General features: G+C 42.1%; 28 protein-coding genes. 24 read left to right on the top strand and 4 right to left on the bottom strand.

The window, feature by feature from the left end; translation table 11 throughout:
• Positions 1 to 24 precede the first annotated feature (24 nt).
• The 4 genes from BW976_RS20120 to metK form a co-directional block, all read right to left on the bottom strand.
• On the bottom strand, positions 25 to 879 hold the full coding sequence (locus BW976_RS20120; protein ID WP_076375824.1) for an NAD(P)-dependent oxidoreductase: 855 nt from the start codon (positions 877 to 879) through the stop codon (positions 25 to 27).
• 112 nt (positions 880 to 991) lie between these two features.
• Positions 992 to 1765, bottom strand: coding sequence for an SDR family NAD(P)-dependent oxidoreductase (locus BW976_RS20125; RefSeq protein ID WP_076375826.1), 774 nt, complete (start codon positions 1763 to 1765; stop codon positions 992 to 994).
• A 261-nt stretch (positions 1766 to 2026) separates the two neighbouring features.
• Positions 2027 to 2320, bottom strand: coding sequence for a hypothetical protein (locus BW976_RS20130; RefSeq protein WP_076375828.1), 294 nt, complete (start codon positions 2318 to 2320; stop codon positions 2027 to 2029).
• A gap of 166 nt (positions 2321 to 2486) precedes the next feature.
• The gene (metK, locus tag BW976_RS20135) at positions 2487 to 3737 is read right to left on the bottom strand and encodes a methionine adenosyltransferase (RefSeq protein ID WP_076375830.1); all 1251 of its coding nucleotides are present in this window, start codon (positions 3735 to 3737) and stop codon (positions 2487 to 2489) included.
• A gap of 219 nt (positions 3738 to 3956) precedes the next feature.
• Here metK and BW976_RS20140 point away from each other — a divergent pair, with 219 nt between their 5' ends.
• From BW976_RS20140 to BW976_RS20260, 24 genes are all read left to right on the top strand, one after another.
• Positions 3957 to 4847 (top strand): diacylglycerol/lipid kinase family protein, encoded by an 891-nt coding sequence (locus BW976_RS20140; protein ID WP_076375832.1) that lies wholly within the window; start codon positions 3957 to 3959, stop codon positions 4845 to 4847.
• A gap of 108 nt (positions 4848 to 4955) precedes the next feature.
• Positions 4956 to 5291, top strand: a complete 336-nt coding sequence (locus BW976_RS20145; protein WP_076376077.1) for a translation initiation factor — start codon at positions 4956 to 4958, stop codon at positions 5289 to 5291.
• 402 nt (positions 5292 to 5693) lie between these two features.
• A complete protein-coding gene (locus tag BW976_RS20150; RefSeq protein WP_076375834.1) occupies positions 5694 to 6533 on the top strand; it encodes a MotA/TolQ/ExbB proton channel family protein in 840 nt (279 codons plus the stop codon).
• 114 nt (positions 6534 to 6647) lie between these two features.
• Positions 6648 to 7271, top strand: a complete 624-nt coding sequence (locus tag BW976_RS20155; RefSeq protein WP_076375836.1) for an ExbD/TolR family protein — start codon at positions 6648 to 6650, stop codon at positions 7269 to 7271.
• A gap of 6 nt (positions 7272 to 7277) precedes the next feature.
• Positions 7278 to 7823 (top strand): ExbD/TolR family protein, encoded by a 546-nt coding sequence (locus BW976_RS20160; protein WP_076375838.1) that lies wholly within the window; start codon positions 7278 to 7280, stop codon positions 7821 to 7823.
• A gap of 38 nt (positions 7824 to 7861) precedes the next feature.
• Positions 7862 to 8689, top strand: a complete 828-nt coding sequence (locus BW976_RS20165; protein WP_076375840.1) for an energy transducer TonB — start codon at positions 7862 to 7864, stop codon at positions 8687 to 8689.
• 219 nt (positions 8690 to 8908) lie between these two features.
• Positions 8909 to 9835 carry a PstS family phosphate ABC transporter substrate-binding protein gene (locus BW976_RS20175; RefSeq protein ID WP_076375844.1) on the top strand — a complete coding sequence of 309 codons (927 nt, stop codon included), beginning with the start codon at positions 8909 to 8911 and terminating at the stop codon, positions 9833 to 9835.
• 6 nt (positions 9836 to 9841) lie between these two features.
• A complete protein-coding gene (locus BW976_RS20180) occupies positions 9842 to 11542 on the top strand; it encodes a tetratricopeptide repeat protein (RefSeq protein ID WP_076375846.1) in 1701 nt (566 codons plus the stop codon).
• Between the two features lie 114 nt (positions 11543 to 11656).
• A complete protein-coding gene (locus BW976_RS20185) occupies positions 11657 to 12028 on the top strand; it encodes an NADH-quinone oxidoreductase subunit A (protein WP_076375848.1) in 372 nt (123 codons plus the stop codon).
• 216 nt (positions 12029 to 12244) lie between these two features.
• Positions 12245 to 12787, top strand: coding sequence for an NADH-quinone oxidoreductase subunit B (locus BW976_RS20190; protein WP_076375850.1), 543 nt, complete (start codon positions 12245 to 12247; stop codon positions 12785 to 12787).
• Entirely contained in the window at positions 12787 to 13290 is a 504-nt protein-coding gene (locus BW976_RS20195) for an NADH-quinone oxidoreductase subunit C (RefSeq protein WP_076375852.1), read from the top strand. The genes BW976_RS20190 and BW976_RS20195 overlap by 1 nt, the downstream gene beginning before the upstream one ends.
• Before the next feature lie 115 nt (positions 13291 to 13405).
• Positions 13406 to 14617 carry an NADH-quinone oxidoreductase subunit D gene (locus tag BW976_RS20200; protein ID WP_076375854.1) on the top strand — a complete coding sequence of 404 codons (1212 nt, stop codon included), beginning with the start codon at positions 13406 to 13408 and terminating at the stop codon, positions 14615 to 14617.
• A complete protein-coding gene (locus tag BW976_RS20205; RefSeq protein ID WP_076375856.1) occupies positions 14610 to 15134 on the top strand; it encodes an NADH-quinone oxidoreductase subunit NuoE family protein in 525 nt (174 codons plus the stop codon). Before BW976_RS20200 ends, BW976_RS20205 begins: the two co-directional genes overlap by 8 nt.
• Positions 15135 to 15141: 7 nt before the next feature.
• On the top strand, positions 15142 to 16506 hold the full coding sequence (gene nuoF, locus BW976_RS20210; RefSeq protein ID WP_076375858.1) for an NADH-quinone oxidoreductase subunit NuoF: 1365 nt from the start codon (positions 15142 to 15144) through the stop codon (positions 16504 to 16506).
• Positions 16507 to 16544: 38 nt separating this feature from the next.
• Complete coding sequence (locus tag BW976_RS20215; protein ID WP_076375860.1) at positions 16545 to 16898, top strand: four helix bundle protein; 354 nt, start codon at positions 16545 to 16547, stop codon at positions 16896 to 16898.
• Between the two features lie 34 nt (positions 16899 to 16932).
• Positions 16933 to 17922, top strand: a complete 990-nt coding sequence (locus BW976_RS20220) for an NADH-quinone oxidoreductase subunit G (RefSeq protein WP_076375862.1) — start codon at positions 16933 to 16935, stop codon at positions 17920 to 17922.
• Positions 17922 to 18968, top strand: coding sequence for an NADH-quinone oxidoreductase subunit NuoH (nuoH, locus tag BW976_RS20225; RefSeq protein ID WP_076375864.1), 1047 nt, complete (start codon positions 17922 to 17924; stop codon positions 18966 to 18968). The genes BW976_RS20220 and nuoH overlap by 1 nt, the downstream gene beginning before the upstream one ends.
• 5 nt (positions 18969 to 18973) lie before the next feature.
• Positions 18974 to 19471, top strand: coding sequence for a NuoI/complex I 23 kDa subunit family protein (locus BW976_RS20230; protein ID WP_076375866.1), 498 nt, complete (start codon positions 18974 to 18976; stop codon positions 19469 to 19471).
• 60 nt (positions 19472 to 19531) lie between these two features.
• The gene (locus BW976_RS20235) at positions 19532 to 20032 is read left to right on the top strand and encodes an NADH-quinone oxidoreductase subunit J family protein (protein ID WP_076375868.1); all 501 of its coding nucleotides are present in this window, start codon (positions 19532 to 19534) and stop codon (positions 20030 to 20032) included.
• Positions 20032 to 20361, top strand: a complete 330-nt coding sequence (gene nuoK / locus BW976_RS20240; protein WP_076375870.1) for an NADH-quinone oxidoreductase subunit NuoK — start codon at positions 20032 to 20034, stop codon at positions 20359 to 20361. Before BW976_RS20235 ends, nuoK begins: the two co-directional genes overlap by 1 nt.
• Before the next feature lie 197 nt (positions 20362 to 20558).
• Entirely contained in the window at positions 20559 to 22475 is a 1917-nt protein-coding gene (gene nuoL, locus BW976_RS20245) for an NADH-quinone oxidoreductase subunit L (protein WP_076375872.1), read from the top strand.
• A gap of 23 nt (positions 22476 to 22498) precedes the next feature.
• A complete protein-coding gene (locus BW976_RS20250) occupies positions 22499 to 23971 on the top strand; it encodes a complex I subunit 4 family protein (protein ID WP_076375874.1) in 1473 nt (490 codons plus the stop codon).
• Between the two features lie 80 nt (positions 23972 to 24051).
• A complete protein-coding gene (locus BW976_RS20255; RefSeq protein ID WP_076375876.1) occupies positions 24052 to 24423 on the top strand; it encodes a four helix bundle protein in 372 nt (123 codons plus the stop codon).
• 82 nt (positions 24424 to 24505) lie between these two features.
• Positions 24506 to 25882: an NADH-quinone oxidoreductase subunit N gene (locus BW976_RS20260; RefSeq protein WP_076375878.1), complete on the top strand. Its 1377-nt coding sequence runs from the start codon at positions 24506 to 24508 to the stop codon at positions 25880 to 25882.
• The last annotated feature ends 25 nt before the right edge of the window (positions 25883 to 25907 follow it).

The following is a 25907-nucleotide window of genomic DNA, read 5'->3' on the forward strand; positions in this document are numbered from 1 at the left end:
AGGCAGAATGAGCCTCCCCCTCAATTATTTTCCTACCTGTTTAATCACAGCGATCACATCCTCTTCGCCATGCTGGGCTTCGGCTTCCTGGAAAGTTTGGTAAGCTATTTTAGCCAGTGGTGAGTTGAGGCCTTCGGCTTTGGCCAGGCGCAGGTCCTTGGCAATATGTTTCAGTGCAAATGCTGCCTTATAATTATCGTTCAAAATAGCCTCTCCTTTTATTTTGGCTACCACATTACCCAGTGCGCTGTTATTGATAATGGTAAGCATATCCTCGGTTTTGATATCATTTTGCTGCGCAAATAGTACGGTTTCTGCCAGCCCCTGCACATGAAAGCTCAACAAGGTGTTAATAGCCAGCTTGGCGGTATTGCCCGCCCCGGTTTCGCCTACCAGCAAGGTTAGCTTACCCAGTTTTTCCAATATGGGTTTGGCCTGCTCATAAGTAGCAGAGGCGCCACCTACCATGATCACTAGTGTACCCTCCTGGGCCTGTTTTACACTGCCTGATACGGGTGCATCCAGGTAGTCGCTGCCTTGCTCGCGGCACAACGCAGCCATTTCTTTGCTGATAGCAGGAGATACAGTACTCATGTTGATGATGATCTTGCCTTTAGCTTTAGCGCTCAATAAACCATCTTTTCCAGTAAATATATCGCTGATGGCCTCATCGTTGGAAACCATGACGAAAACTACATTGGTTTGCTGTATCAATTCTTTGGGTGATAATGCTATAGCCGCACCCATGGCTTTCAGGGATGCTTCTTTTGCTTTACTGCGGTTGTAAACGGTTACCGGATAACCTGCGTTGATCAGCTGCTGCGACATAGGGATACCCATATTGCCCAGACCGATCCATCCTATTTTTGTTGTATTCATGGTATATGTGGATTTTAAATATGGTGCAAAGTTTCGTAAACAAAACGGATAGAATACTTAACCAAATGGTAAAATCTTCTTTATGTATTGTCATTTTTTTAACGGACAATCATTATGCCGGGAATTGGACTCCCGATATGCGGGCGCACTCGGTCATAAACTTTTCCTGTACCTCTGGGTCAGCCGCTGCCGGCAAAAAAGGACGGTGCTGCAGATGATAAAAATATTCGCCCGATACCATGGCTCGCGGTTCGTTACTGATGGCCAGCCATACCTGCGTTTTGGGCGCATCGGCCAAGCTATCCGGTGCGCCGGGGCCGCCCATTTTGGTGGCTACCCAGCCAGGTTCCAAAGCATTTGAAAATACGCTGAGCCATTCGCGGGCCACGGCGAAGGCCAGTAGCACGTTATGCAGTTTAGAATCGGCATAGGCGCTAAAGCCGTCCCAGCGGCGGTCGGTCCAGGTAAGGTCTTTCAATGAAGCATCCCCGCTTCGGTGCAAACCCGAACTGAGGTATACCAGGCGTTTGGGCTGATGGATCAGCGCAGTTAATATATAAGGAGCCAGACTGTTCACCGCGAAAACATGCGACAGGCCGTCTACAGTTTCTATGCGCCGCGGTTCGGTATAGCCCACGGCAGCGTTATGGATAACGGCATCAAACAAACCCAGGTTATTTACCTTTTGGGCCAGGGCAACGGTTTCTTTGATGCTGGCGAGGTCGCCGCTTACCGCAGTTTCGGCGCCGTGTACTGCCGCCAGAGCTTCCCTGGCTCTTTGCTCGTTACGGGCATGCAGTACTACCGAATGCCCGGCTTTAACCAGCAGTTGGGCGGCCATCTGCCCCAACCCATCTGCCGATCCTGTTATGAATATACGTGACATGATCTTTTCTTTTTTATGATAACAAAGTTAGGGGAGAAAAGATGAGGGTGGATTATCAAATGGTAAAAACGTGGGTTAGGAGAAGCATGTAATGTGTCTCTACAATTAATAAAGGGGAAGCATGATTTCAGCTTTCAGCTGAACAAAAGCCGGAGGCTTTAACCATGCGAACCACGAGATACGCTGCGCTAATCTCGCCGTAGCGGGAGTTAACGGCTATGGGCAAGAGCCGAGCGACTGCGGCGGGGAAGGCATTGTTAATTACAGCTGACGTTGATATTCCAGATAACGTTCACCTATCTTCTTATGCTTTTCGACAAACTCTTTTGCCTCCCGTAAGGTTTCCGGATAGATAGCTGTTCTCGTGGCCCCGTTAGGGTTATCAGGAATAGGCTCATAAATATGATTATATATAAATCCATGAGCTACAAGGTATCTTACTGTTTCCCATTTAGTATTATCTGATTTTCTGGGCGGTCTAAAATTGTAAGACATGTAAGTCATGACTTTTCCACAATGAGGGCATGTAGCATCTCTCACTTCAGTAGCTATCATATTGAAAGCTATTTTACAATTTAAGCAAACATTCTTGTGTCCCATCGATGTTATTTTTATACATAAAGATAGTGAATGATGTTACAAACATCTAAGCTGGGGTAGGCATCAACAAAAATAGCGATGAGTATTCACTCATCGCTATTTTATATGGGTATAATAAATTTTACAAACCGAAAGCCTGTTTTACTTTGTCAACATAATCCAGTTTTTCCCAGGTAAACAGTTCTACTTCGCGTTTTAGTTCGCTGCCATCATGGGCAATGAACGTTTTGGTTACTATTTCATTTGGTTTGCCGAAGTGACCGTAAGCGGCGGTTTCACTGTATATAGGGTTACGCAGTTTAAAGCGGGTTTCAATAGCGTATGGGGTCATGTTAAATACTTCCTCTACTTTTTTTGCTATTTCGCCGTCGTGCAACTTTACTTTGGCTGTGCCATAGGTGTTTACGTAGATTCCCATCGGTTGTGCCACGCCAATAGCGTAGGAAACCTGAACCAGTACCTCATCACAAACACCGGCAGCTACCAGGTTTTTGGCGATGTGGCGGGTTGCATAAGCTGCGGAACGATCAACCTTTGAAGGATCTTTACCCGAAAAAGCACCACCACCATGTGCACCTTTACCGCCGTAGGTATCTACAATGATTTTACGACCGGTTAAGCCGGTATCACCATGCGGCCCGCCGATAACAAATTTACCAGTTGGGTTGATGTGATATTTGATCTGATCGTTAAAGAAGTGGGCGTATTTTGGATATTTAGCTTCAACGCGTGGAATAAGGATGCTGATGATATCCTGTTTGATTTTGGCCAGCATCGTTTTTTCTTCATCAAAATCATCATGCTGGGTTGATATCACAATGGCATCAATGCGTTGTGGCTTGTTATCGTCGCTATACTCCAAAGTAACCTGCGATTTGGCATCAGGCCTCAGGTATTTGATTTCCTTGTTTTCGCGGCGGATAGCTGCCAGCTCAATTAATAGGGCATGGGCAATATCCAATGCCAGAGGCATATAGTTGTCGGTTTCAACCGTGGCATAGCCAAACATCATACCCTGGTCGCCGGCGCCTTGCTCTTCTTTAGCCTGACGGTCAACCCCCTGGTTAATATCCGGCGATTGCTCGTGAATAGCCGATAGCACGCCGCAAGAACTACCATCAAACATGTACTCGCCTTTGGTGTACCCAATTTTATTGATCACTTCGCGGGCAATTTTTTGTACATCTAAATAAGCTTTTGATTTTACCTCGCCGGCTAAAATTACCTGTCCGGTAGTTACCAGTGTTTCACAGGCAACTTTTGAATTTTCGTCAAACGCCAAAAAATGGTCAATCAGTGCGTCTGATATTTGGTCTGCAACTTTATCCGGGTGTCCTTCTGATACGGATTCAGAGGTAAATAAGTATGGCATATAAGTTTGATAAAAAATTAATTAATAAAACCGAAAGGAGTAAGTTTTAACGGATCGAGGTAAAAAGAAGCGTTGGTTTTAGCACTTTTTTACGTGGTTGCAATCCAGCCTTATGTGTACAAGGCAATTAAATCAGTCCACTTTCGGGTGGCAAAAATAAAACAAATTTCACAAAGCCGAAAATACATTTACTTTTGGGGGCTGAAATAATACAGATAATTGAAACGTAAAGCGTTATTTATAATAAACCCTATATCGGGTGGGAAGAAGAAGGACGGTGTACCTGATCTTATTGATCAAAATATTGATAAGGCGGTGTTTGATGCAACCATTGTTTTTAGCGATGGTATATCACACGCGCGCATCATTGCATTGGAGGCGGTGGGTAAGTACGATATTATTGTGGCCGTAGGCGGCGATGGTACCGTAAATGAAATAGCATCGGCCATTGTGGGAAGCGATACGGCCCTGGGCATAGTGCCTTATGGATCGGGCAACGGCCTGGCCCGCTTTTTAGGTATTCCCATGAACCCTAACCAGGCCATACAAGCCCTGGTAAACGGCCAAGCAGAAAACATTGATTCGGGTACGATAAACGGGAAGCCATTTTTTAATATGGCGGGTATGGGTTTTGATGCCCATATCAGCGAGGTGTTTTCGCACGGCAAAAAACGAGGCTTTATATCCTACATCAAATCATCTATGCAGGAGATAGCCACTTATGATGAACAGGAATACCATATTGAAATTGACGGTAAAGTTTATGAGCGCAAGGCATTTATGCTCAGCATTGCCAATTCATCGCAATATGGCAACAACGCGCATATCTCACCCAATGCATCGGTACAGGATGGTTTATTGGATGTTTGCCTGATCAGGAAGTTCCCATTATGGCGTTTCCCGGAAATGGGTATCCGGATGTTGACCAAAACATCAGAGAGTACCAGTTATGTAGAAATTATACGCGGCAAGCAAATTAATGTAACCCGCAAAACCGAAGGCCCTATACATCTTGACGGCGAGCCGCAGGTAATGGGGACTGCTATACATATTAATATAGTGCCCAGTTCGTTAAAAGTTATTGTGGGCCCAACCTATAAAAAGAATTAAGGCGTTTGAGGTACGTGGCTCGTGTTGCGCGTTTCGGGTAGCCAAAAGCAAACACCCATCATCCGCAACACGAACCACGAACCCGGTAACACGAACCAGATAGAAATTATGGCTAAGAAAAATTTCACAGGGGTAGTATACTCTACAGATCCTGATTTTCAATACCAGGAAAACGGAGGGCAAGCCGCACAAACGCTACCTCCGCAGCAGCAAAACCTTAAAATTTATCTTGATCGTAAAGGGGGCAGTAAACTGGTTACCCGCGTTACGGATTTTGTTGGTACCGATGCCGATCTGGAGCTTATTGGAAAAAAGTTAAAAACTAAATGCGGGGTAGGTGGTTCGGTAAAAGACGGAGAAATATTGATACAAGGCGATTTCAGGGATAAAATTTTAACCCTGCTGCAAACAGATGGATATAAAGCTAAAAAAGCGGGGGGATAATTAAGGCATAAACACGCCGGATAAAAAAATAGCTAAGCGTATAACATACACTAAAATAAAAAAAAACTTTTAGCGTTATACTACTCCCGGCCGCTATGAAATGGCTTTAAAACCAATATTGTAACATATTAATAACACAATTTTTATCAGTTAAGGCTTGATAATCTAAAAAAAAATGGTTTTCATTGCAAATAATTGTCGTGGCAACACACAATATTTAAGCATTGTTACGTTAATAATGACCAATTAAGCACAAAATGTAATTCGGTATTAAAAAATTGTAAAGAATAACATAAAAGATTTTTTTATTTCATTAAAATTCTATTTTTGTTATTCGCTAATTAAAAGCACATTTAACAAACTTATAATATAAACAAAAACTAAAACTAAAATTTAAAAGTAATGGCAAACGCACCAACAAAACCAACTACTCCTGTTAACAAAGAAAGCTCAAGTGCATCTGGCTTGTTTGCATCCTTAACTATTCCAATCTGTCTGATTGTTACTACACTTATTTTCATATTCGTTCTGGGCGATCCTAGCCACTTTAAAGGCGGCGACGTAAATGGTTACCCAACAGATCCATTTGGACAAGTTCATAGCGGTGGTGTAATTGTACCGGTTATCATGGCGTTTTTATTAATGGTTATCGTTTTCTCTATCGAGCGTTTCGTAGTTATTGGTAAAGCTTCTGGTACAGGTAGTGTAGATGCTTTTGTTAGAAAGATCCAAGCTTTATTAAACGCTGGTAACATCGCTGCGGCTTCTGCAGAATGCGACAAACAAAAAGGTTCTGTAGCAAACGTTATCAAATCGGCACTGAAAAAATACGCTGAAATGGAAGCTGAACCAAATCTTGATGTTGACCAAAAAACTTTGGCTATCCAGAAAGACATTGAAGAAGCAACTGCATTGGAAATGCCAATGTTAGAGCAAAACTTAACTATCATCGCTACTTTGGTATCTATCGGTACATTAACAGGTCTGTTAGGTACGGTTGTGGGTATGATCAAGGCTTTCGGTTCATTAGCGGTATCAGGTGTACCAAATCAGATCGAACTATCTGCACACATTTCTGAAGCTTTGATCAACACTGCATTCGGTATCAGTACTTCTGCTGTTTCTATCGTAATGTACAACGTATTTACATCGAAAATTGACAAGTTAACTTACGCTATCGACGAAGCAGGATTTAGCATTGTACAAACATTTGCTTCATCACACAAAAATGCCAACAGATAATAAATATATAGGTTAATTAGCTTTCGTCCCCCCATTTGTATATCCTATATAATCAGGACTAATGCGTGGATGTTATAATTATTTAATACTATATATTTTAAAAAAAAATCAAATATGGCAAGGATAAAAGTTCCAAGAAAGAGTACAGCGATTGACATGACCGCCATGTGCGACGTGGCCTTCCTGCTACTGACTTTCTTTATCATGACCGCGAAAGTTCGTACCGAGGACCCGGTTCCTATCGATGTGCCAAAATCATCGATACAACAGCCGATTCCGGAGTCAGACTTCGCCACCATTTCTGTAGGTTCACAGAAAGCATTTTTTGGAATGGAGGGAGTAGACCTGCGCAAGCAAACCTTAATTCAGATGGGCGATATATATAAACAAACGTTTACCCCTGATGAATTAAACAAGTTTTCTACGATTACATCTATAGGTGTTCCCTTTGCTCAGATACATCAGTTTATCGCTTTATCAGCTGATGACCAGAAAAAACTTAACAAACCTGGTATCCCCCGCGATTCTGTAAGTAACGAATTGTTTAACTGGATCCGTGAGGCCCGTAAAGCTACTGTAGCATTACACAATACGCAGCTGCGTATTGCGATAAAAGGCGATAGCAAGGAAGAATACCCGGTTATTAAGGATGTTATAGGCATTTTGCAAAAGCAAAAAGTGAACAAGTTTAGTTTAATAACCAACTTAGGCGGCGGTGGTACTGCTCCTAAAAAATAAAAGATCATGGCAGAATTAGACACCTCCGGGGGAGGCAAACATAAGGGCGGGAAGGTTCGCAGTAAAAAGCAATCCACCCGTGTAGATTTAACAGCGATGGTTGACCTCGCTTTCCTGCTGATCACTTTCTTTATCATGACAACTACATTGGCCAAGCCAAAAGCAATGGACCTTGCTATGCCTGATAAAGATGAAAAAACCAAAGATCAATTGGCTATTGCAGCTTCACGTTCACTAACTTTGTTGTTAGGCAGCGATGATAAGTTGGAATGGTATCTTGGTGAACCAGGAAAATCGGCCCCAACCATTGATAATTATGGCAAAGATGGTTTACGTAAAACCCTTATTGATAAAAGTAAGGAAGTTTTGGAAAAAACCGGTAAAACGATGTTTGTTGTAATTAAACCAAGTGATAAATCAACATACAAAAATGTAGTTAGCGCGCTTGATGAGATGAACATCACCAACATTACCAGTTACGGTATTGTTGATATTTCACCTGTTGAGATTGAGTTACTCAAGAAAGACGGTTTATACAAGGATAATAAATAATTTAAATAACGTTATTAACACCCATTAAATCTTAAAAGATGTTTGGATCGAAATTAGACATATTAGATCAGAAATGGATCGACGTTGTTTTTAGTAGCAGAAATAAGGCCTACGGGGCTTATGAGCTGAGAAGGGATAACTCCAAGAATACATCAAGGGCGCTTGTTATAGCTATCATTGTGTTTGTATTTGTTGTTGCTTTACCTACTATCATCAACAGGATTCAGGGACTTATCCCTAAAGCTGATCAAAAAGTGAAGATAACAGACGTTGTGCTGTTACCTCCACCACCCGTGGATCAAACCAAAAAACCACCTCCGCCGCCACCTGAACCACCAAAACCAAAGGTTGACCAGGTACGTTTCCCGCCTCCGGTTGTGAAACCTGATAACGAGGTTAAGGAGAAAGATCCGCCAACGGTAAAAGAGCTTGCTGTTGCCGATCCTGGTCAGAAAGATCAGAAAGGTGACCCTAACGCCGACATCAGAATTGATGAGCCGGTAGGTAACTCCGATGTTAAACAAGTAGTAGAAGCCGATCCTAACCAGATCTTTACTTCGGTAGAGCAGGTTCCGGAATTCCCGGGAGGTTTGGATAAATTCGGCGCTTACTTGGGTAAATCTATCCGTTACCCGGCTGTTGCCCGTGAAAACGGAACTCAAGGTCGTGTAATTGTTACCTTCGTAGTTGAAAAAGATGGCTCTTTAACCGATATTAAGGTTACAAGAGGTATCGGAAGCGGTTGCGATGAGGAAGCGGTTCGTGTATTGAAAAACTCACCAAAATGGAAACCAGGTATACAAAATGGTCGTCCGGTGCGTGTACAATACAGCGTTCCAATCAGCTTTACGTTAGCGAGCGAATAATGCCACTTAATTTTAATAAAGAACAAAAATCGCCCAAAAGGCGGTTTTTGTTTATTTTAGGCGCAGTCACCTTTGTTTGTTTTGTCGTTTTAGGCTTAATGATCATGTTTTGGGATCAATTGCCTTTACAGTTACCGCGATATCAGCGCTTACTTTTTGGAGCCTTTGTTATTGCTTATTCCATTCTGCGGTTTTCGAGGTTGTTTAAGAAGGATCAGTATGAAGATTAATTTTAACGGTAAACTTTTATTTTTTGCATTGTTTTTAATTGGAGGCTTGCAGGCCTGTAAACAAAAACCGGCAAAAATTCATACTGATAATGACCTTAAATCAGGTTCAGCAACTTTTGTGGCCGATGCTTCTTTTTCACCAATCTTAGATCAGGAGCTGTATATTTATTCTGCTTCAAACCCCAATGCCAAAATCAATGTTTTGTATAAAACAGAGAATGCGGCTGTAAATAGCCTGTTAAATGATAGTGTGCGCGTGGCTATCCTGTCGCGCGAGCTTACCGCCGACGAACGTGCCGTGCTCACAAAAAGAACATTGGCTATTGAAACATTGCGTTTTGCAATTGACGCTGTAGCGCTTATTGTAAACAAAGCTTCTAATGATACTACCATTACTGTAGGCGAATTGAAAAAACTGCTCACCGGACAGGGCGATTTAAACAAAACCATTGTTTTTGATAACCCTAATTCAAGTTTGGTAAGGTATTTGAAGGACTTCAGCGGAAGCAAGGGATTTACACAGAAAAATATTTACGCCCTCAAATCAAATAAAGAGGTTTTAAAATATGTAAGCGAGCACCCTGATGCTTTGGGCATAACCGGTTTTAGCTGGTTGAATGACCCAGACAAGGACTATGCGGGATATGTTGAAAAAGTTAAGATAGTAGGTGTCAGGGATGAGTCAAATAAACAATACCCGGACACTTATTTTAAACCATCACAAGAGTCACTTGTCCTAAAACAGTACCCTTTAAGCAGGGGGCTTTATATAATCAACTGTACAAGCAAGGTAGGCTTGGCTATGGGGTTTGCTAATTTCTTAGGCAGCCAGGTAGGTCAGCGTATCATACTAAAATCAGGCCTGTTGCCCGATTCTATACCAACGAGAGAGATTAGTATTAAAAATAAATTTTAATTAAAGATGAAAATGATCAGTAAAATAGCCACGGCATCATTAGGACTGTTATTAGGAGGTTCATCAGTTTTTGCGCAAAGTCTAGCCGACGCCAAAAAAGCTATTGACGCCGAACAGTATCAGAAAGCTAAATCGATGCTTAAAAACCTTACGGTAACACAAGCCGATAAGGATGAAAACTTTTTTTACCTGGGTTGGGTATACATCAAACAAGATTATGCCGACTCGGCAAAAGCTGCCTTTAACAAAGGTATTGCTGTAAATGCTAAATCTGCACTAAATTATGCCGGTTTAGGTGCTGCTGCCCGTTTAGATAAAGATAACTCCGGAGCAACTAACAACTTTAACCAGGCCATTGCACTGGCTGGTAAAAGCTCAAAACCATACCAATATGTGGGTGAGGCTTATTTATTGGTTGCACCTGGCGCAAAAGTAGCCCCGGCTGATGCCAATGCCGCTATAGCCGTTTTACAAAAAGGTAAAGTGGTAAATCCTAAAGATGCCGATTTATTAATCACTTTAGGTAACGCGTACCGCTCACAATTAAAGAGCAACGAAGCTTACCAGGCTTACTCAGATGCATCAACCCTAGACCCTAAAAATCCTGCTGCAAAAGTAGCTACCGGTGTTTTATGGCAATTTGCCAATAACTTTGAAGATTCTGAAAAACAATTTCAGGATGCGTTAGCTATCGACCCTAATTATGGTCCGGCTTACCGCGAATGGGCTGAAACAGATGTCCGCTGGTCAACTACCGACCCTAAAATGGCATCAGCGAAGATCAAAGAGGCAGCTGATCATTATAAAAAATATATCAGCCTGACCGATCAGTCTGTTGAATCGCAAATGCACTATGGAGACTTCTTATTGATGGCCGGTGATTATAAAACCCTGCAGCAAGTAGCTGCCGATCTTTCAAAATCAGCAAACACCAATGCAAGGGCATACCGTTACCTGGCTTATGCAGCCTATGAGAACAAAGATTGTGCTGCTGGTTTAACTGCTATGAATGCCTGGTTCCAGAAAGCCGAGCCAAAACGTATTATTCCTCGTGATTATTTATACCTGGGCCGTTTACAAATGTGTGCTGGTCAGGATTCTGTAGGTATCAATACTTTAAGAAAAGCACTAACATTGGATTCAACACAGACAGAGGTTTATGCCGAGATCGCTAAATCGCTGTATAGCCAGAAAAAATATATTCAAGCAGGTGATGCTTACAGAGAGGTTATCCAAAAAGGTGGTCGTACCGTTACGCTTAATGATTATTTAAGAGAAGGTACAGGCTATTACTTTGGGTATACCGGCCAACTAAGATCTGGTAAAGCGGATACTGCTTTATTAACTAAGGCTGATTCTGCTTTTAGCTATATTACTCAGAAGAGTCCTAATACGGCTGTTGCATACCAATATCGTGCTTATGTAAATGATTATAAAGATGCTGACCGTAATAACATTAAAGGTTATGCAAAACCTTTTTATGAAAAGTTTATTGAGCTTACACTAGCCAAGGGTACACCGGCAGACGACAGGACCAAAAAAGATCTGGCCGAAGCTTATGTATATTTAGGTACTTATTACGAGTATAAAGAGAAAGACTTAACCAAAGCAACTGATAATTATACCAAAGCCCGGGATAATGACCCAACCAATAAACAAGTAATTGCTTTCTTTGCTCGTAAAGGCGGAGCTAGTAAAGGAAAATAAAGTGTTATAGTAGCAGGTACAGTGATGTTGTACTGCTACTTGAAGCTTAAAAATAAAAAAGGCCTCTTGTAAAAGAGGCCTTTTTTATTATGGTTGCATTAGTATATTTGCAGCATGGAATTACATAGTACACCGCTTAATTATTTGCCCATCATTATTCAAATGTTAGTGGCTTTAGGGTTTGTGGTAACCACCATGTTTGTAACGCATAAAATTGGTCCAAAGCGTAAAACCAAGGACAAATTAACCCCCTTTGAATCGGGTATCGAAGTAGTGGGCAACGCCCGTACCCCCATATCCATTAAATATTTCCTGGTAGCCATATTGTTTGTGCTGTTTGATGTGGAAGTAATATTTATGTACCCCTGGGCCGTAAATTTCAAAGAAATGGGCGCCAAAGGTATGATAGAAATGTTCATTTTCATGGCTACACTTTTGTTAGGTTTTATATACGTAATCAAGAAGAAAGCTTTAGACTGGGATTGATCAGGTTCGAGGTTGATGAATCGAGGTTCGGGTAGTGAGATTCGGGATCTGACGCTCGTTACCCGAACCTCGATCCGCGAACCCGAAACATTTCTTTAGAACGATTCTAAATATAGCTTCTGTACAGCCATTGTGTACTTTTTACATGGTTATTATTGTAAATTTGCGCTCGTTATCCGTCTTTTCCGGATAGCGGATTTCTATTAAAATAGTTCAATGAGTGATATTCAATTAGTTGACGCTCCTGCTGGAGTAGAAGGCGCCGGATTTTTTGCTACCTCGCTTGATAAAGTAATAGGTATAGCACGCTCAAATTCATTATGGCCCCTGCCATTTGCCACTTCATGCTGTGGTATCGAATTTATGGCAACTATGGCTTCTCATTATGACCTTTCGAGATTTGGTGCCGAGCGTTTAAGCTTTTCGCCACGCCAGGCCGATTTGTTAATGGTAATGGGTACTATCGCCAAAAAAATGGCTCCTGTATTGAGGCAGGTATATCTGCAAATGGCCGAGCCCCGTTGGGTAATGGCTGTTGGCGCCTGTGCCTCAAGTGGTGGTATATTTGACACTTACTCTGTTTTGCAGGGTATAGATGAAGTGATACCGGTTGACGTTTACGTACCCGGCTGTCCGCCCCGCCCGGAAGCTATTATTGATGGCTTTATAAATATTCAAAAATTGGTGCAAACAGAATCGCTTCGCAGAAGAAACGAACCTAAGTACCAGGAATTGTTAGCTAAATACGGAATTCAATAATGGCCCAGATCCCTAACGAAGAGCTTTTAAAAAGAATTGCTGAAAAGTTTGATCAGCAGGTAACCCTTGTGGGCGAACCTTATGGTTTACTTACCGTGGAAACCGGCCGTGAGCAGATCATAGATCTGTTAGCTTTTCTGAAGACCGACGACGCTCTCCGGTTTATATTTTTAACAGATATTACCGCCATACATTATCCGGAGCAGGAAAAGCAGATAGGTATTATTTACCACCTGCACAGTTTAACCACCAATACCCGCATCCGTATTAAAGTATTCTTGGCAGATGGCGACGTACATATCCCTACAGCTACTACAGTTTGGGAGGGTGCCAACTGGATGGAGCGTGAAACGTACGACTTTTTTGGGGTTATATTTGACGGCCACCCCGACCTGCGCCGTATACTGAATGTTGATGACATGGAGGCCTTCCCGATGCGAAAAGAATTTCCGCTGGAGGATCCAAACCGTGTTGATAAAAAGGATTACTTCTTCGGAAGATAAATTGATGAGATATGAGACATTAGATTTGAGATATGAGACTCTTTTCCTTGATAGGTCATTCAAAAATCTCATATCTCACGTCTCAAATCTCATATCTAAATAAAAAACTATACTGATGCAAAATCATCCTGTATATATAGACAACGATCCGCAAAACGAGCTTTCGACCCTTAACCTGGGCCCAACGCACCCTGCAACCCATGGTGTGTTCCAGAACGTGCTGCAGCTCGACGGTGAAAGAATTGTGAGCGGCGTATCAACCATTGGTTATATACACCGTGCGTTTGAAAAAATTGCCGAACACAGACCTTTTTACCAGATAACCCCGCTTACCGACCGGTTAAACTATTGCTCGTCGCCTATTAATAATATGGGCTGGCACATGACGGTTGAAAAAATGTTGGGCATCCAAATCCCAAAGCGTGTGGATTACCTGCGGGTGATCATTATGGAGTTGGCCCGTATATCTGACCACATCATCTGTAACGGTGTATTGGGTGTAGATACCGGCGCATTTACAGGCTTCCTGTACATGATGGAGCACCGCGAATCTATTTATGAAATATATGAGGAGATCTGCGGATCGCGCCTCACTACCAATATTGGCCGCATAGGTGGCTTTGAGCGTAATTTTAATACCATCGCTTTTGCCAAGCTGCGTGCCTTCCTGAAGAATTTCCCGGTTACGCTGAAAGAGTTTGAATCGCTGTTTAACCGTAACCGTATTTTTGTTGACCGCACCAAAGATGTAGCCGCTGTTACTGCCGAAACCGCTTTAAGCTATAGCTGGACAGGCCCTATATTACGTGCGACAGGTGTTGATTATGATGTAAGGGCCATGAACCCATACTCATCATACGAAGATTTTGATTTTGAAGTGCCTGTTGGTACCAATGGTGATGTTTACAGTCGTTTTTTGGTACGTAACGAAGAAATGTGGCAAAGCTTGCGCATTATTGAGCAGGCCCTGGTAAAACTGGAAAAAGAGCCAACTGACATTTTCCATGCCGATGTGCCTGAGTTTTACCTGCCTCCAAAAGAAGAAGTTTATAATAACATGGAAGCCCTCATCTATCACTTTAAAATAGTGATGGGCGAAATTCCAACTCCAAATACCGAAGTATATCATTCGGTAGAAGGTGCCAATGGCGAGCTGGGCTTTTACCTGGTGAATGACGGTGGGCGCAGCCCATACCGTTTGCATTTCCGCAGACCAAGCTTTATCAATTACCAGATGTATGCGCCAATGAGCCGTGGTATGTTATTATCAGACGCTATTATTAACATGAGTAGTTTAAACGTTATAGCCGGAGAGTTAGATGCTTAAAGTGGAAGATACTCAGGTACCGGTTGATTTTTCGCCGGAACTGATCAGTAAATTTGATGATATCGTAAGCCGTTATCCGCAAGGGAAACAAAAATCAGGCTTACTGCCGATATTGCACCTGGTACAGGCCGAGTTTGGCTGGGTGAGCGTACCTGCTATGGATAAAGTGGCTACTTATTTGGAGATACTGCCAATTGAGGTATACGAAGTAGCCTCATTTTATTCCATGTACTTTTTACGCCCGCAGGGTAAATATGTACTGGAGGTTTGCCGTACCAGCGGTTGCTGCCTGGTAGGCGCCGAAAAGATCATGGATCATATTGAGCAAAAGCTGGGTGTAAAAGAAGGCGAAGTTACTGCCGATGGCTTGTTTAGCTGGCGCGGTGTGGAGTGTTTGGCAGCCTGCGGCTTTGGTCCGGTTTTACAAATTGGCCCTGAATATACTTTTTACGAGAATTTAACTAACGATTCGGTAGATAAATTGATCGGCGATTTAACAGCAAAGGCAAAAAATTAACAGTATCATGGGACGCAAATTATTATTAGAACATATAAACGTACCCGGCATCAATACTTTTGATGTTTACCGCTCCAAGGGTGGTTACGCTTCTGTTGAAAAAGCTTTAAAAACCATGTCGCCAGACGCGGTGGTTGAAGAGGTAAAGAAGTCGGGCTTGCGTGGTCGTGGCGGCGCGGGTTTCCCAACCGGTATGAAGTGGAGCTTTCTGGCTAAGCCGGAAGGCGTGGCACGTTACCTGGTTTGCAACGCCGACGAATCTGAACCCGGTACTTTTAAGGACCGTTACCTGATGACCTACATTCCTCACTTGCTCATTGAGGGTATGATCACATCGAGCTTTGCATTAGGTGCCAATACATCATTTATCTATGTTCGCGGCGAAATGATGCCGCAGATCAGGATACTGGAAAAAGCCATTGCCGAAGCAAAAGCAAAAGGCTTTTTAGGTAAAAATATTTTAGGCTCAGGTTACGATCTGGAGCTTTATGTACAACCAGGTGGGGGTGCCTACATTTGCGGTGAGGAAACCGCTCTGTTAGAATCATTGGAAGGCAAACGTGGTAACCCGCGTATTAAGCCACCATTTCCGGCTATTGCGGGGTTGTATGGCTGCCCAACGGTGGTAAACAACGTAGAATCCATAGCAGCAGTTGTGCCTATCATCAACGAAGGTGGCGATGAATACGCTAAACTGGGTATAGGTCGCAGTACAGGAACCAAGCTGATCTCAGCCGGTGGTAACCTGAAAAAACCAGGTGTTTACGAAATTGACCTGGGTTTGCCGGTTGAAGAATTTTTATACTCCGACGAATATTGCGGCGGTATTGCCAATGGCAAACGCCTGAAAGCAGTTGTTGCCGGTGGTTCGTCAGTGCCTATTTTACCGGCCAACCTCATCCTGAAAACCATTAATAACGAACCTCGCTTAATGAGCTATGAATCATTGGCCGATGGTGGTTTTGTAACAGGTACTATGATGGGTTCGGGTGGTTTTATTGCTTATGACGAGGATGCCTGTATTGTTCGTAATACCTGGAATTTCGCCCGTTTTTATCATCACGAAAGCTGCGGACAATGTTCGCCATGCCGTGAAGGTACTGGATGGATGGAAAAAGTATTGCACCGCCTAGAGTACGGTCATGGTAAACAAAGTGATATGGACCTGTTGGTTGATATCTCTAAAAAAATTGAAGGAAACACGATTTGTCCGCTGGGTGATGCAGCAGCATGGCCGGTGGCAAGTGCCATCCGCCATTTTAGAGATGAATTTGAATGGCACGTGACTAATGCAAGTGAAGCGGTTTCAAGGAATTATGGATTAGCGCATTATGCAGATCCGTTACCTACGCCCGAGCCGGTGGCCGGATAAGTCAAAATTAAAAAGTCAAAATTCAAAAATAGAAAGCATTGAGTGAAAAGCCTTTTGACATTAAGCATAGATGTTATCAATTTTCAAAAGAGGTAATTCAATTTATATCAACTGCAAACTACGATAGAATTTACTTTTCGATTTTTGACCAGTTGCTTAGAAGCGCAACTTCAATAGGAGCAAATGTGGTGGAAGGTAAGTCCGGAAGCTCATTAAAAGATTTTAAGAATTTCTATACGATAGCCTTAAAATCTTCGAACGAAACTAAATATTGGCTCTGTTTGATCAGGGACACTATAAGTATGGAGAAGGATAAAATAAAAGATTTGATTAATGAAGCAGATGAGCTTTCAAAGATCATTGCCTCAATAATTATTAATCTTCAAAAGTAGTTTTGACTTTTGAATTTTTAATTTTGACTTAAAGATGAAAGTAACCATAGACGGAATACCCGTTGAAGTAGAACCGGGAACAAGCATACTGAATGCCGCAAGGCAGATTGGGGGCGATATTGTTCCGCCTGCGATGTGCTATTACTCCAAGCTGGAAGGCAGCGGCGGTAAATGCCGTACCTGTTTGGTTAAAGTAAGCAAGGGCTCTGAAAAGGATCCGCGCCCTATGCCTAAACTGGTAGCCTCCTGCCGTACTACGGTAATGGATGGCATGGAAGTGCAGAATATTACCTCGCCCGAAGTGATTGAGGCCCGTAAAGGTGTGGTTGAAATGTTATTGATCAATCACCCGTTGGATTGCCCGGTTTGTGACCAGGCTGGTGAGTGTCATTTGCAAGATTTAGGTTTTGAGCATGGCGCTGCTAAAACCCGTTACGAGTTTGACCGTCGTACATTTGAAAAAATAGACATTGGCGATAAGATACAGTTACACATGACTCGTTGCATTCTTTGCTACCGTTGTGTGTTCACTGCCGATCAGATCACCAATACCCGTTTACACGGTATCCTGAACAGGGGCGATCATTCTGAGATCTCTACCTATATCTCTAAAGCGGTTGATAATGATTTTTCAGGAAACATCATCGATGTGTGCCCGGTAGGCGCGTTAACTGATAAAACTTTCCGCTTTAAAAACAGGGTATGGTTTACCAAACCTGTAGATGCACACCGCGATTGCGATAAATGCTGTGGTAAAACTACTTTATGGTATAAAGGCGAGGATGTGATCAGGGTAACCGGTCGTAAAGATGTTTATGGCGAGGTGGAAGAGTTTATTTGCAATACCTGCCGTTTTGATAAAAAGAAAACAGCCGATTGGATTATTGAAGGCCCACGCAAGATATCGCATAAATCGGTGATCAGCTCCAATCACTATGAATTTATACCGCTGCCCGTGGTGAAAACCAACCCGGTACTGATGGAAGCGAATAAAGAACAATTTGAACGAGACACACGCTTATAATGGGATCAACTGCAGATATATTAATTAAAATTGGCCTGATATTAATCATTTTCGTGATCAGCCTGGTGATGGCCATGTATTCAACCTATGCCGAGCGTAAGGTTGCCGCGTTTTTCCAGGATAGGATTGGTCCTAACCGCGCCGGTCCCTGGGGGCTTTTACAACCTTTGGCCGATGGCGGTAAACTGTTCCTGAAAGAAGAGATCATCCCAACTAATGCAACGCCTTTTCTGTTCATCGTTGGGCCATCATTGGCCATATTAACGGCTTGTATCGGTTCGGCAGTTATTCCTTGGGGGCAAAAAATGACCATTGGCAGTCATGTCGTTGACCTGCAGGTTACAGATATCAACGTAGGTGTATTGTATATATTTGGCGTGGTATCCTTAGGTGTTTATGGTGTAATGATAGGTGGCTGGGCATCAAATAATAAATATTCGTTGCTGGGTGCTATTCGCGCGGCATCGCAAAATATCAGTTACGAAATTTCAATGGGTTTGTCCATTATCGCGTTGCTAATGCTAACCGGTACTTTAAGTCTGCGGGAAATTGCCGAACAGCAACATAGCTGGCATTGGAATATAATACGCCAGCCGCTTGGTTTCATCCTGTTTATAGTTTGCGCGTTTGCAGAAACCAACCGTACCCCATTTGATTTGCCGGAGTGCGAAACCGAGCTGGTGGGTGGTTACCATACTGAATATTCATCAATGAAAATGGGTTTTTACCTTTTTGCAGAATATATAAACATGTTCATATCATCGGCGGTAATGGCTACTTTATACTGGGGGAGTTATAACTATCCGGGAATGGATTGGATGAACAACCTTTTAGGGCCAACTTGGGGGCCGTTATTTGGTTTCGCTGTTTTGTTCTTTAAAATATTGGTGTTCATCTTCTTTTTCATGTGGGTTCGCTGGACTATCCCGCGTTTCCGTTATGATCAGTTGATGGATCTGGGCTGGAAAATATTAATACCACTGGCTATTGCCAACATTGTGCTTACCGGTATAGGTAGTACATTACTTACACACTTTGGATATTAATTAAAATGGAATCATTAAGTAATAAGAAAAAAGTACTGGAAGTAAAGCCACTCAATTTTATGGAGCGTGCTTACTTGCCTGCCATTGTTAGTGGCCTGGCTACTACCATGAAGCACTTTTTCAAGAAACCGGTTACCATCAGTTATCCTGAAGAGAAACGCGAGTTTTCTGAGAACTTTCGTGGTATGCACTCCCTGAAACGTGATGAGAACGGTAAAGAACGCTGCACCGCCTGCGGATTGTGCGCGCTTTCATGCCCGGCAGAAGCCATCACCATGACCGCCGCAGAGCGCCAGCCGGGTGAGGAAAATTTATATCGCGAAGAAAAGTATGCCGCTGTTTATGAAATAAATATGCTGCGTTGCATTTTCTGTGGATTGTGTGAAGAGGCCTGCCCAAAGGAAGCCATTTATCTTGACGGTGATATTGTACCTGCCGACTATTTGCGGAAAGATTTTATTTACGGTAAAGACAAATTAGTAGAGGCCCCCTTAAATCAATAAAGAAGTTTTATACCTTTGCCCAACTCTTTGAGCGGGCAAGGGTATTTTGTAAATATAAACATGAGTACATTTTACTTCATCGCGTTTTTGTCCATATTCTTTTCGATACTGGTGATCACGGCCAAAAATCCGGTACATAGTATCCTTTACCTGATACTTACCTTTTTTACGTTCACGGTTCACTATATTTTATTGAATGCCCAGTTCCTGGCCGTTGTTAATTTTATTGTGTACATGGGCGCCATTCTGGTACTGTTCCTGTATACGCTGATGCTCATTAACCTGAACAAGGAAAGTGAACCGGTAAAGCCATTTATGGTGAAAATAGCGGGTGTGTTTGGTGGTGGTATCCTGGCGGTAGCTTTGGCATCGTCATTAAAACTGGTAGCCACATCAAACCCGGTGATCTTAAAAAATCCCGATCTGGGCCTGGTGAAAAACCTGGGTAAAGTATTGTTTAATGAATTTTTACTGCCATTTGAAGTGTCGTCTATATTGCTGTTATCGGCAATGGTAGGCGCTGTTTTACTGGCTACTAAAGACCCTAAAACTGCATCATAATGGATAGTTTAACAAATACCATACACGCGGTACCGCTTAATCATTACATATTACTAAGCGCCATTATTTTTTCGATAGGCGTAATGGGTGTACTGATACGCCGTAACGCCATCGTGATTTTTATGTCGGTTGAGTTGATGCTTAACGCGGTTAACCTGTTGCTTACCGCTTTCTCGGTTTACCGGGGCGATGCCAGCGGACAGGTTTTCGTGTTCTTTATCATGGCATTAGCGGCTGCAGAAGTTGCAGTAGGATTAGCCATCATTGTGATGATCTATCGTAATACCAATTCGGTTGACATCAATGTGCTGAACAGGCTGAAGTGGTAGAGTGATTTCGGATTTCGGAATTTCGATTTCGGATTTGGAAAATAAATTAAAATATTATAATAAACCGTCATTGCGAGGTACGAAGCAATCCCCGATAAGCAGATCGGATTTGCAAGTTTAGAGATTGCTTCGTCCCTCGCAATGACGATCAGATAAAAAAACGTATAACGTAGTACGTAAAACGTATAACATAAAATATGAATCAATACATCTGGCTTATTCCCATATTACCGTTAGCCGGTTTTATTATTAACGGACTTGGCCGCAATTCATTATCAAAAAACGTAATTGGCTTTATTGGCAGCTTGCTGGTACTGGTGTCTTTTGGTTTAAGCCTGGCAGTTTTCTTCCAGATCAAATCAAGCGGGCACCCTATTAATGTTACTTATTTCGACTGGATCTCTGTTGGCGCGCTAAAAATTCCTTTCGCGTTCCTGGTTGATCAGCTGAGTGCTATTATGTTATTGATCATTACGGGTGTTGGTTTCCTTATCCACCTGTATTCGATAGGCTATATGCATGATGATAACGGTTTTGGTAAATTCTTTGCTTACCTCAATCTGTTCGTATTCTTTATGCTTTTACTCGTGATGGGTTCAAATTACCTCATCATGTTTATTGGCTGGGAAGGTGTAGGTTTATGCTCATACCTGCTTATCGGTTTCTGGTATACCAATCCAAGTTATGCAGATGCCGCTAAGAAAGCCTTTATCATGAACCGTATAGGTGACCTGGGCTTTTTATTAGGCATATTTTTGATCATACATATTTTTGGCAGCATTGATTTTGCTATCATATTTCCCAAAGCGGCTTCTTTAACAGCCAGCCAAACGGTACCCTTAACCGCTATAACCCTGCTGCTTTTTGTAGGCGCTGTGGGTAAATCGGCTCAACTACCATTGTTTACCTGGTTACCTGATGCAATGGCCGGCCCAACTCCGGTGTCGGCATTGATACATGCGGCTACCATGGTTACAGCTGGTGTATATATGATAGCCCGCTCCAATATTTTTTATTCCCTGTCTCCGTTTACTATGGAGCTGGTAGCCATTGTTGGTTTGGCAACAGCATTGTTTGCCGCATTAATTGCATTAACACAAACAGATATTAAAAAGGTACTGGCCTATTCAACCGTATCGCAATTAGGATACATGTTTTTAGGCTTAGGGGTAGGTGCTTACACAGGTGCTTTCTTCCACGTGTTGACACACGCTTTCTTCAAAGCTTTATTGTTCTTGGGCGCAGGCTCGGTGATCCATGCTATGAGTGGCGAGCAGGATATGCGCAAAATGGGCGGCTTAAAAGGTAAGATCAAAATAACCTTTGCTACCATGCTGATAGGTACTATTGCCATATCAGGTATACCACCATTCTCCGGATTCTTTTCCAAAGACGAAATTCTGGCTCACGCTTATGCACATAGCACCACCTTTTATGTGATTGGTGTATTTACCGCCATGTTGACTTCATTTTATATGTTCCGGATGCTGTACCTTACTTTTTACGGAAAGTTCCGTGGTACACATGAGCAGGAGCACCATGTACATGAATCGCCTGCAACCATCACCATCCCATTGATCGTATTGGCTATTCTTTCGATGATCGGCGGTATGATTGGTGTCCCTGAAGTTTTGGGCGGTCATCATGAGCTGGAACATTTCCTGGCGCCGGTGTTCGAGAAATCAAATGCTATTTTGGGCGAACATCATTTGCAGGCAAGCACAGAATTTATACTGATGGGTTTTTCAGTAGGTGTTGCCTTAGTGGCGCTTGTTTATGCCTGGTTTAAATATGCTAAAAATGGAAGTGTACCGGTAGCAGATACCGAAGAGCGTCCTGCATTAACCAGCATATCCTACAACAAATTTTATATCGATGAGCTGTATGATCTGATCATACGTAAACCTTTGGATTTTCTGTCCACTTTCTTTTATAATGTGGTGGAACGCCTGGGCATTGATGGTTTAGTGAACGGATTAGGCAAGGGTACTATTGAAACCAGCAAGGGTTTGCGCTTACTGCAAACCGGTAATGTAGGTTTCTACATATTTATCATGGTACTTGGAATTATTGCTGTATTGGCGTATAGCATATTTGGATTAACTAAAATATAAACGATAAGCGTTTACCATATAACATGACCGTTAGTATATTAATATTTTTACCAGTAGTTGCCGCAGTTATAGTAGCCTTATTAAAAAATGGGATTGCTAAGCACGCTGCATTATTTTTCTCAGTTGCCGAACTGGTAATTGCCGGCTTATTTTTGAGTAAGTTTATACCAGATGCAACTACCCAGTTTGCCATTGATGTACCATGGATACCTAAATTTGGTATTTACTTTAGTGCCGGTATCGATGGTATCAGCATGGTGATGGTATTGTTAACCACGCTGCTTGTGCCGCTTATTGTTTTATCAACCTATCAGCACAAGTATAACAACGAAGGTGCTTTTTATGGATTGATATTGTTTATGCAGGCCGGTTTGCTGGTAGTATTTACCGCATTAGACGGCTTTTTATTCTACGTAGGCTGGGAAGCAGCGCTTATCCCTATCTATTTTATATGTGCCCTGTGGGGTGGCGAAAACCGGATCCGCATCACTATTAAGTTTTTTATATACACGTTTGCCGGTTCGTTATTTATGCTGGTGGGTATCATTTACCTGTATCTGCAATCGCCAGGCAAAACGTATGATATTCATGAGTTTTATCGCATTGGTTTGGATGCCAAACATCAGTCGCTGGTGTTCTGGGCATTTTTCCTGGCCTTTGCCATCAAGATGCCTTTATTTCCTTTCCATACCTGGCAACCTGATACTTATACCGAAGCGCCAACAGCGGGTACTATGCTGTTATCAGGTATTATGCTGAAGATGGGTATTTATGGTGTTATCCGTTGGTTAATACCGAATGCACCGCTTGGTTTTGTACATTGGCAGGCGCTGGTTATGATACTGGCAGTAATCGGTATCATATATGCTTCACTGATTGCCTTTAATCAAAAAGATGGTAAACGCTTAGTAGCTTATTCGTCCATAGCACACGTTGGCCTTATAGCTGCGGGTATATTTGCCTGGACAGAAGTAGGTGTTCAGGGTGCCATGATCCAGATGCTTAACCATGGTATCAATGTGGTAGGTATGTTCTTTATTTGGGATATCATTAGCCGGAGGTTAAATACCCGCGATATCAGCCAGCTTGGCGGTATTGCCAAAGTTGCGCCAAAGTTTTCAATAGCTTTTTTAATTATAGTGCTGGGAACAGTAGGTTTACCTTTGACCAATGGTTTTGTGGGCGAATTTTTACTGCTGAACGGTGTGTTTGAGTACAGTGCATATCATTATTTCAATATCGCACTGGCTGCAGTTGCGGGTTTAACCATTATTTTTGGCGCGGTATACATGCTGCGTATGTACAAAAATGTAATGCAGGGCGAAACCAACGAATTAACCGCCACTTTTACAGACATCAGCGGATCTGAAAAGCTAACCTTGTGTATTATTTGCATGCTGATCATCGCAATAGGTATTTATCCGCATCCTATCCTGCACATATCAGAGGCCGCGGTTAATAATTTAATACAAACAATCAAGATTAAACAATATTAAAGGAAACTCTAAACTCTAATTTCTAAACTCTAAATAAAAGTAATTTCTAAAATAGGGATGATTAAATTTTATGGTTTGAGATGGATGCTAAAGAAAATAATGTCAGAAAGTATAATTTAGAAGATAGGACATTTGACTTTGCTAATAACTGTAAGGAATTTTTAAAAACAATAGATAAAAATATACATAACGTTGAATATTATAAACAGCTTATTCGATCATCTGGTTCGGTAGCTGCGAACTTTATTGAAGCTAATGAAAGTTTTAGCCGTAATGATTTTTCCCACCGGGTGAAGATTTGCCGGAAGGAAGCAAAAGAAAGTATATTGTGGCTCAAATTGATTGACTTAAATGAAACACAGGCACTAAAAAGAGATTCATTAATTCAGGAAGCAACGGAATTGATGAAAATTTTTGGAGCGATACTTGAAAAATTGAAGAATACTAATTAAAAAAAATAATTACAACTAATAAGTTCGATTTTAGAGCTTAGGATTTAGAGCTTAAAATTTAGGATTTAGAATTTCACATAAAATGAATACTTTAATCATCATATCTGTTTTACCTATAGTGCTTTTGTACCTTGGCTTGTATAAGGCTACAAAATCATTATTACCGGTTACTATTATTGGTTTATTGGTGGCTTTAGGCTTGGCCATTGCCCAATGGAATAATGTTGCCTTGCCTATATACCACGGTATGATGATGTTTGATAATTTTGCAATCGCGTTTTCGGGGATCACCATTATTGCAACTATACTTATCCTGATGCTGTCAAAAGGATATTTTGATAAGATCAGTAAACACGTGGCAGAGTACTACGCTATTATTCTGTTCTCACTGGCAGGTATCATTGTAATGGTATCGTTCTACAACCTGGTGATGTTGTTTATCGGTATCGAGATTATGTCCGTAAGCTTATACATACTGGCTGGTATCAAGAAAAGCGATTTCGCATCTAATGAAGCAGCTTTAAAATATTTTTTAATGGGGGCTTTTTCAACAGGTTTCCTATTGTTTGGTATCACATTATTGTATGGTACAACAGGTTCATTTAGCCTGGAAGTGATCCGCGACTGGGTTTTAGCCCACCCACATGCCGACCCTATGTTTTACACCGGTATAGTGCTGATCATTGTAGGTCTTTGCTTTAAAGTAGGTGCAGCTCCTTTCCATTTCTGGACACCGGACGTGTATGAAGGTGCGCCAACGCTGATCACCGCTTTCATGTCAACCGTAGTTAAAACAGCTGGTTTTGCTGCTTTCCTACGCCTGTTTTCAGCCTGCTTTGCGCCATTGTCTGATTTTTGGGTGCCGGTATTATTGGTCATCACTGTTATTACTTTGTTTATTGGTAATATCACCGCGCTGTATCAGCAAAGCTTTAAACGCATGTTGGCATTTTCGAGCATATCACATGCCGGCTACCTGCTTTTTGCCATCGTAGCTTTAGGTTCAGGCTCGGCTAATTCGGTATTTATTTATGCAACAGCATACTCCATAGCTTCGATCATTGCTTTTGGCAGTTTAATACTGGTACAGCAACAAAGCGGCAGCGACAATTTTGAAAGCTTTAATGGTTTAGCGAAAAGTAACCCATTCCTGGCATTTGTATTAACTATTGCCATGCTTTCACTAGCTGGTATACCGCTTACCGCGGGCTTTATGGGTAAATTTTTCATGTTCTCGGGAGCGTTGGCCAAATATCATGTTTGGTTGGTTATTATAGCAGTAGTAAACGCCATTATTAGTATTTTTTACTATTTCAGAGTTATTATTGCCATGTACTTCCGCACGGCCGATCGTACAGAACTGGTGGTACCTGCCTACTATAAAGTAGTATTTATCATCTCGGCGCTGGTAACTATCCTTATCGGTGTTTACCCGGATTTTATTGCCAGGTTCATTTAATCAATAACTGAATAACTGCAAATTG

This window comes from Mucilaginibacter lappiensis (genome assembly GCF_900155965.1).
In the GTDB taxonomy this organism is placed as follows: Bacteria; Bacteroidota; Bacteroidia; order Sphingobacteriales; family Sphingobacteriaceae; genus Mucilaginibacter; species Mucilaginibacter lappiensis.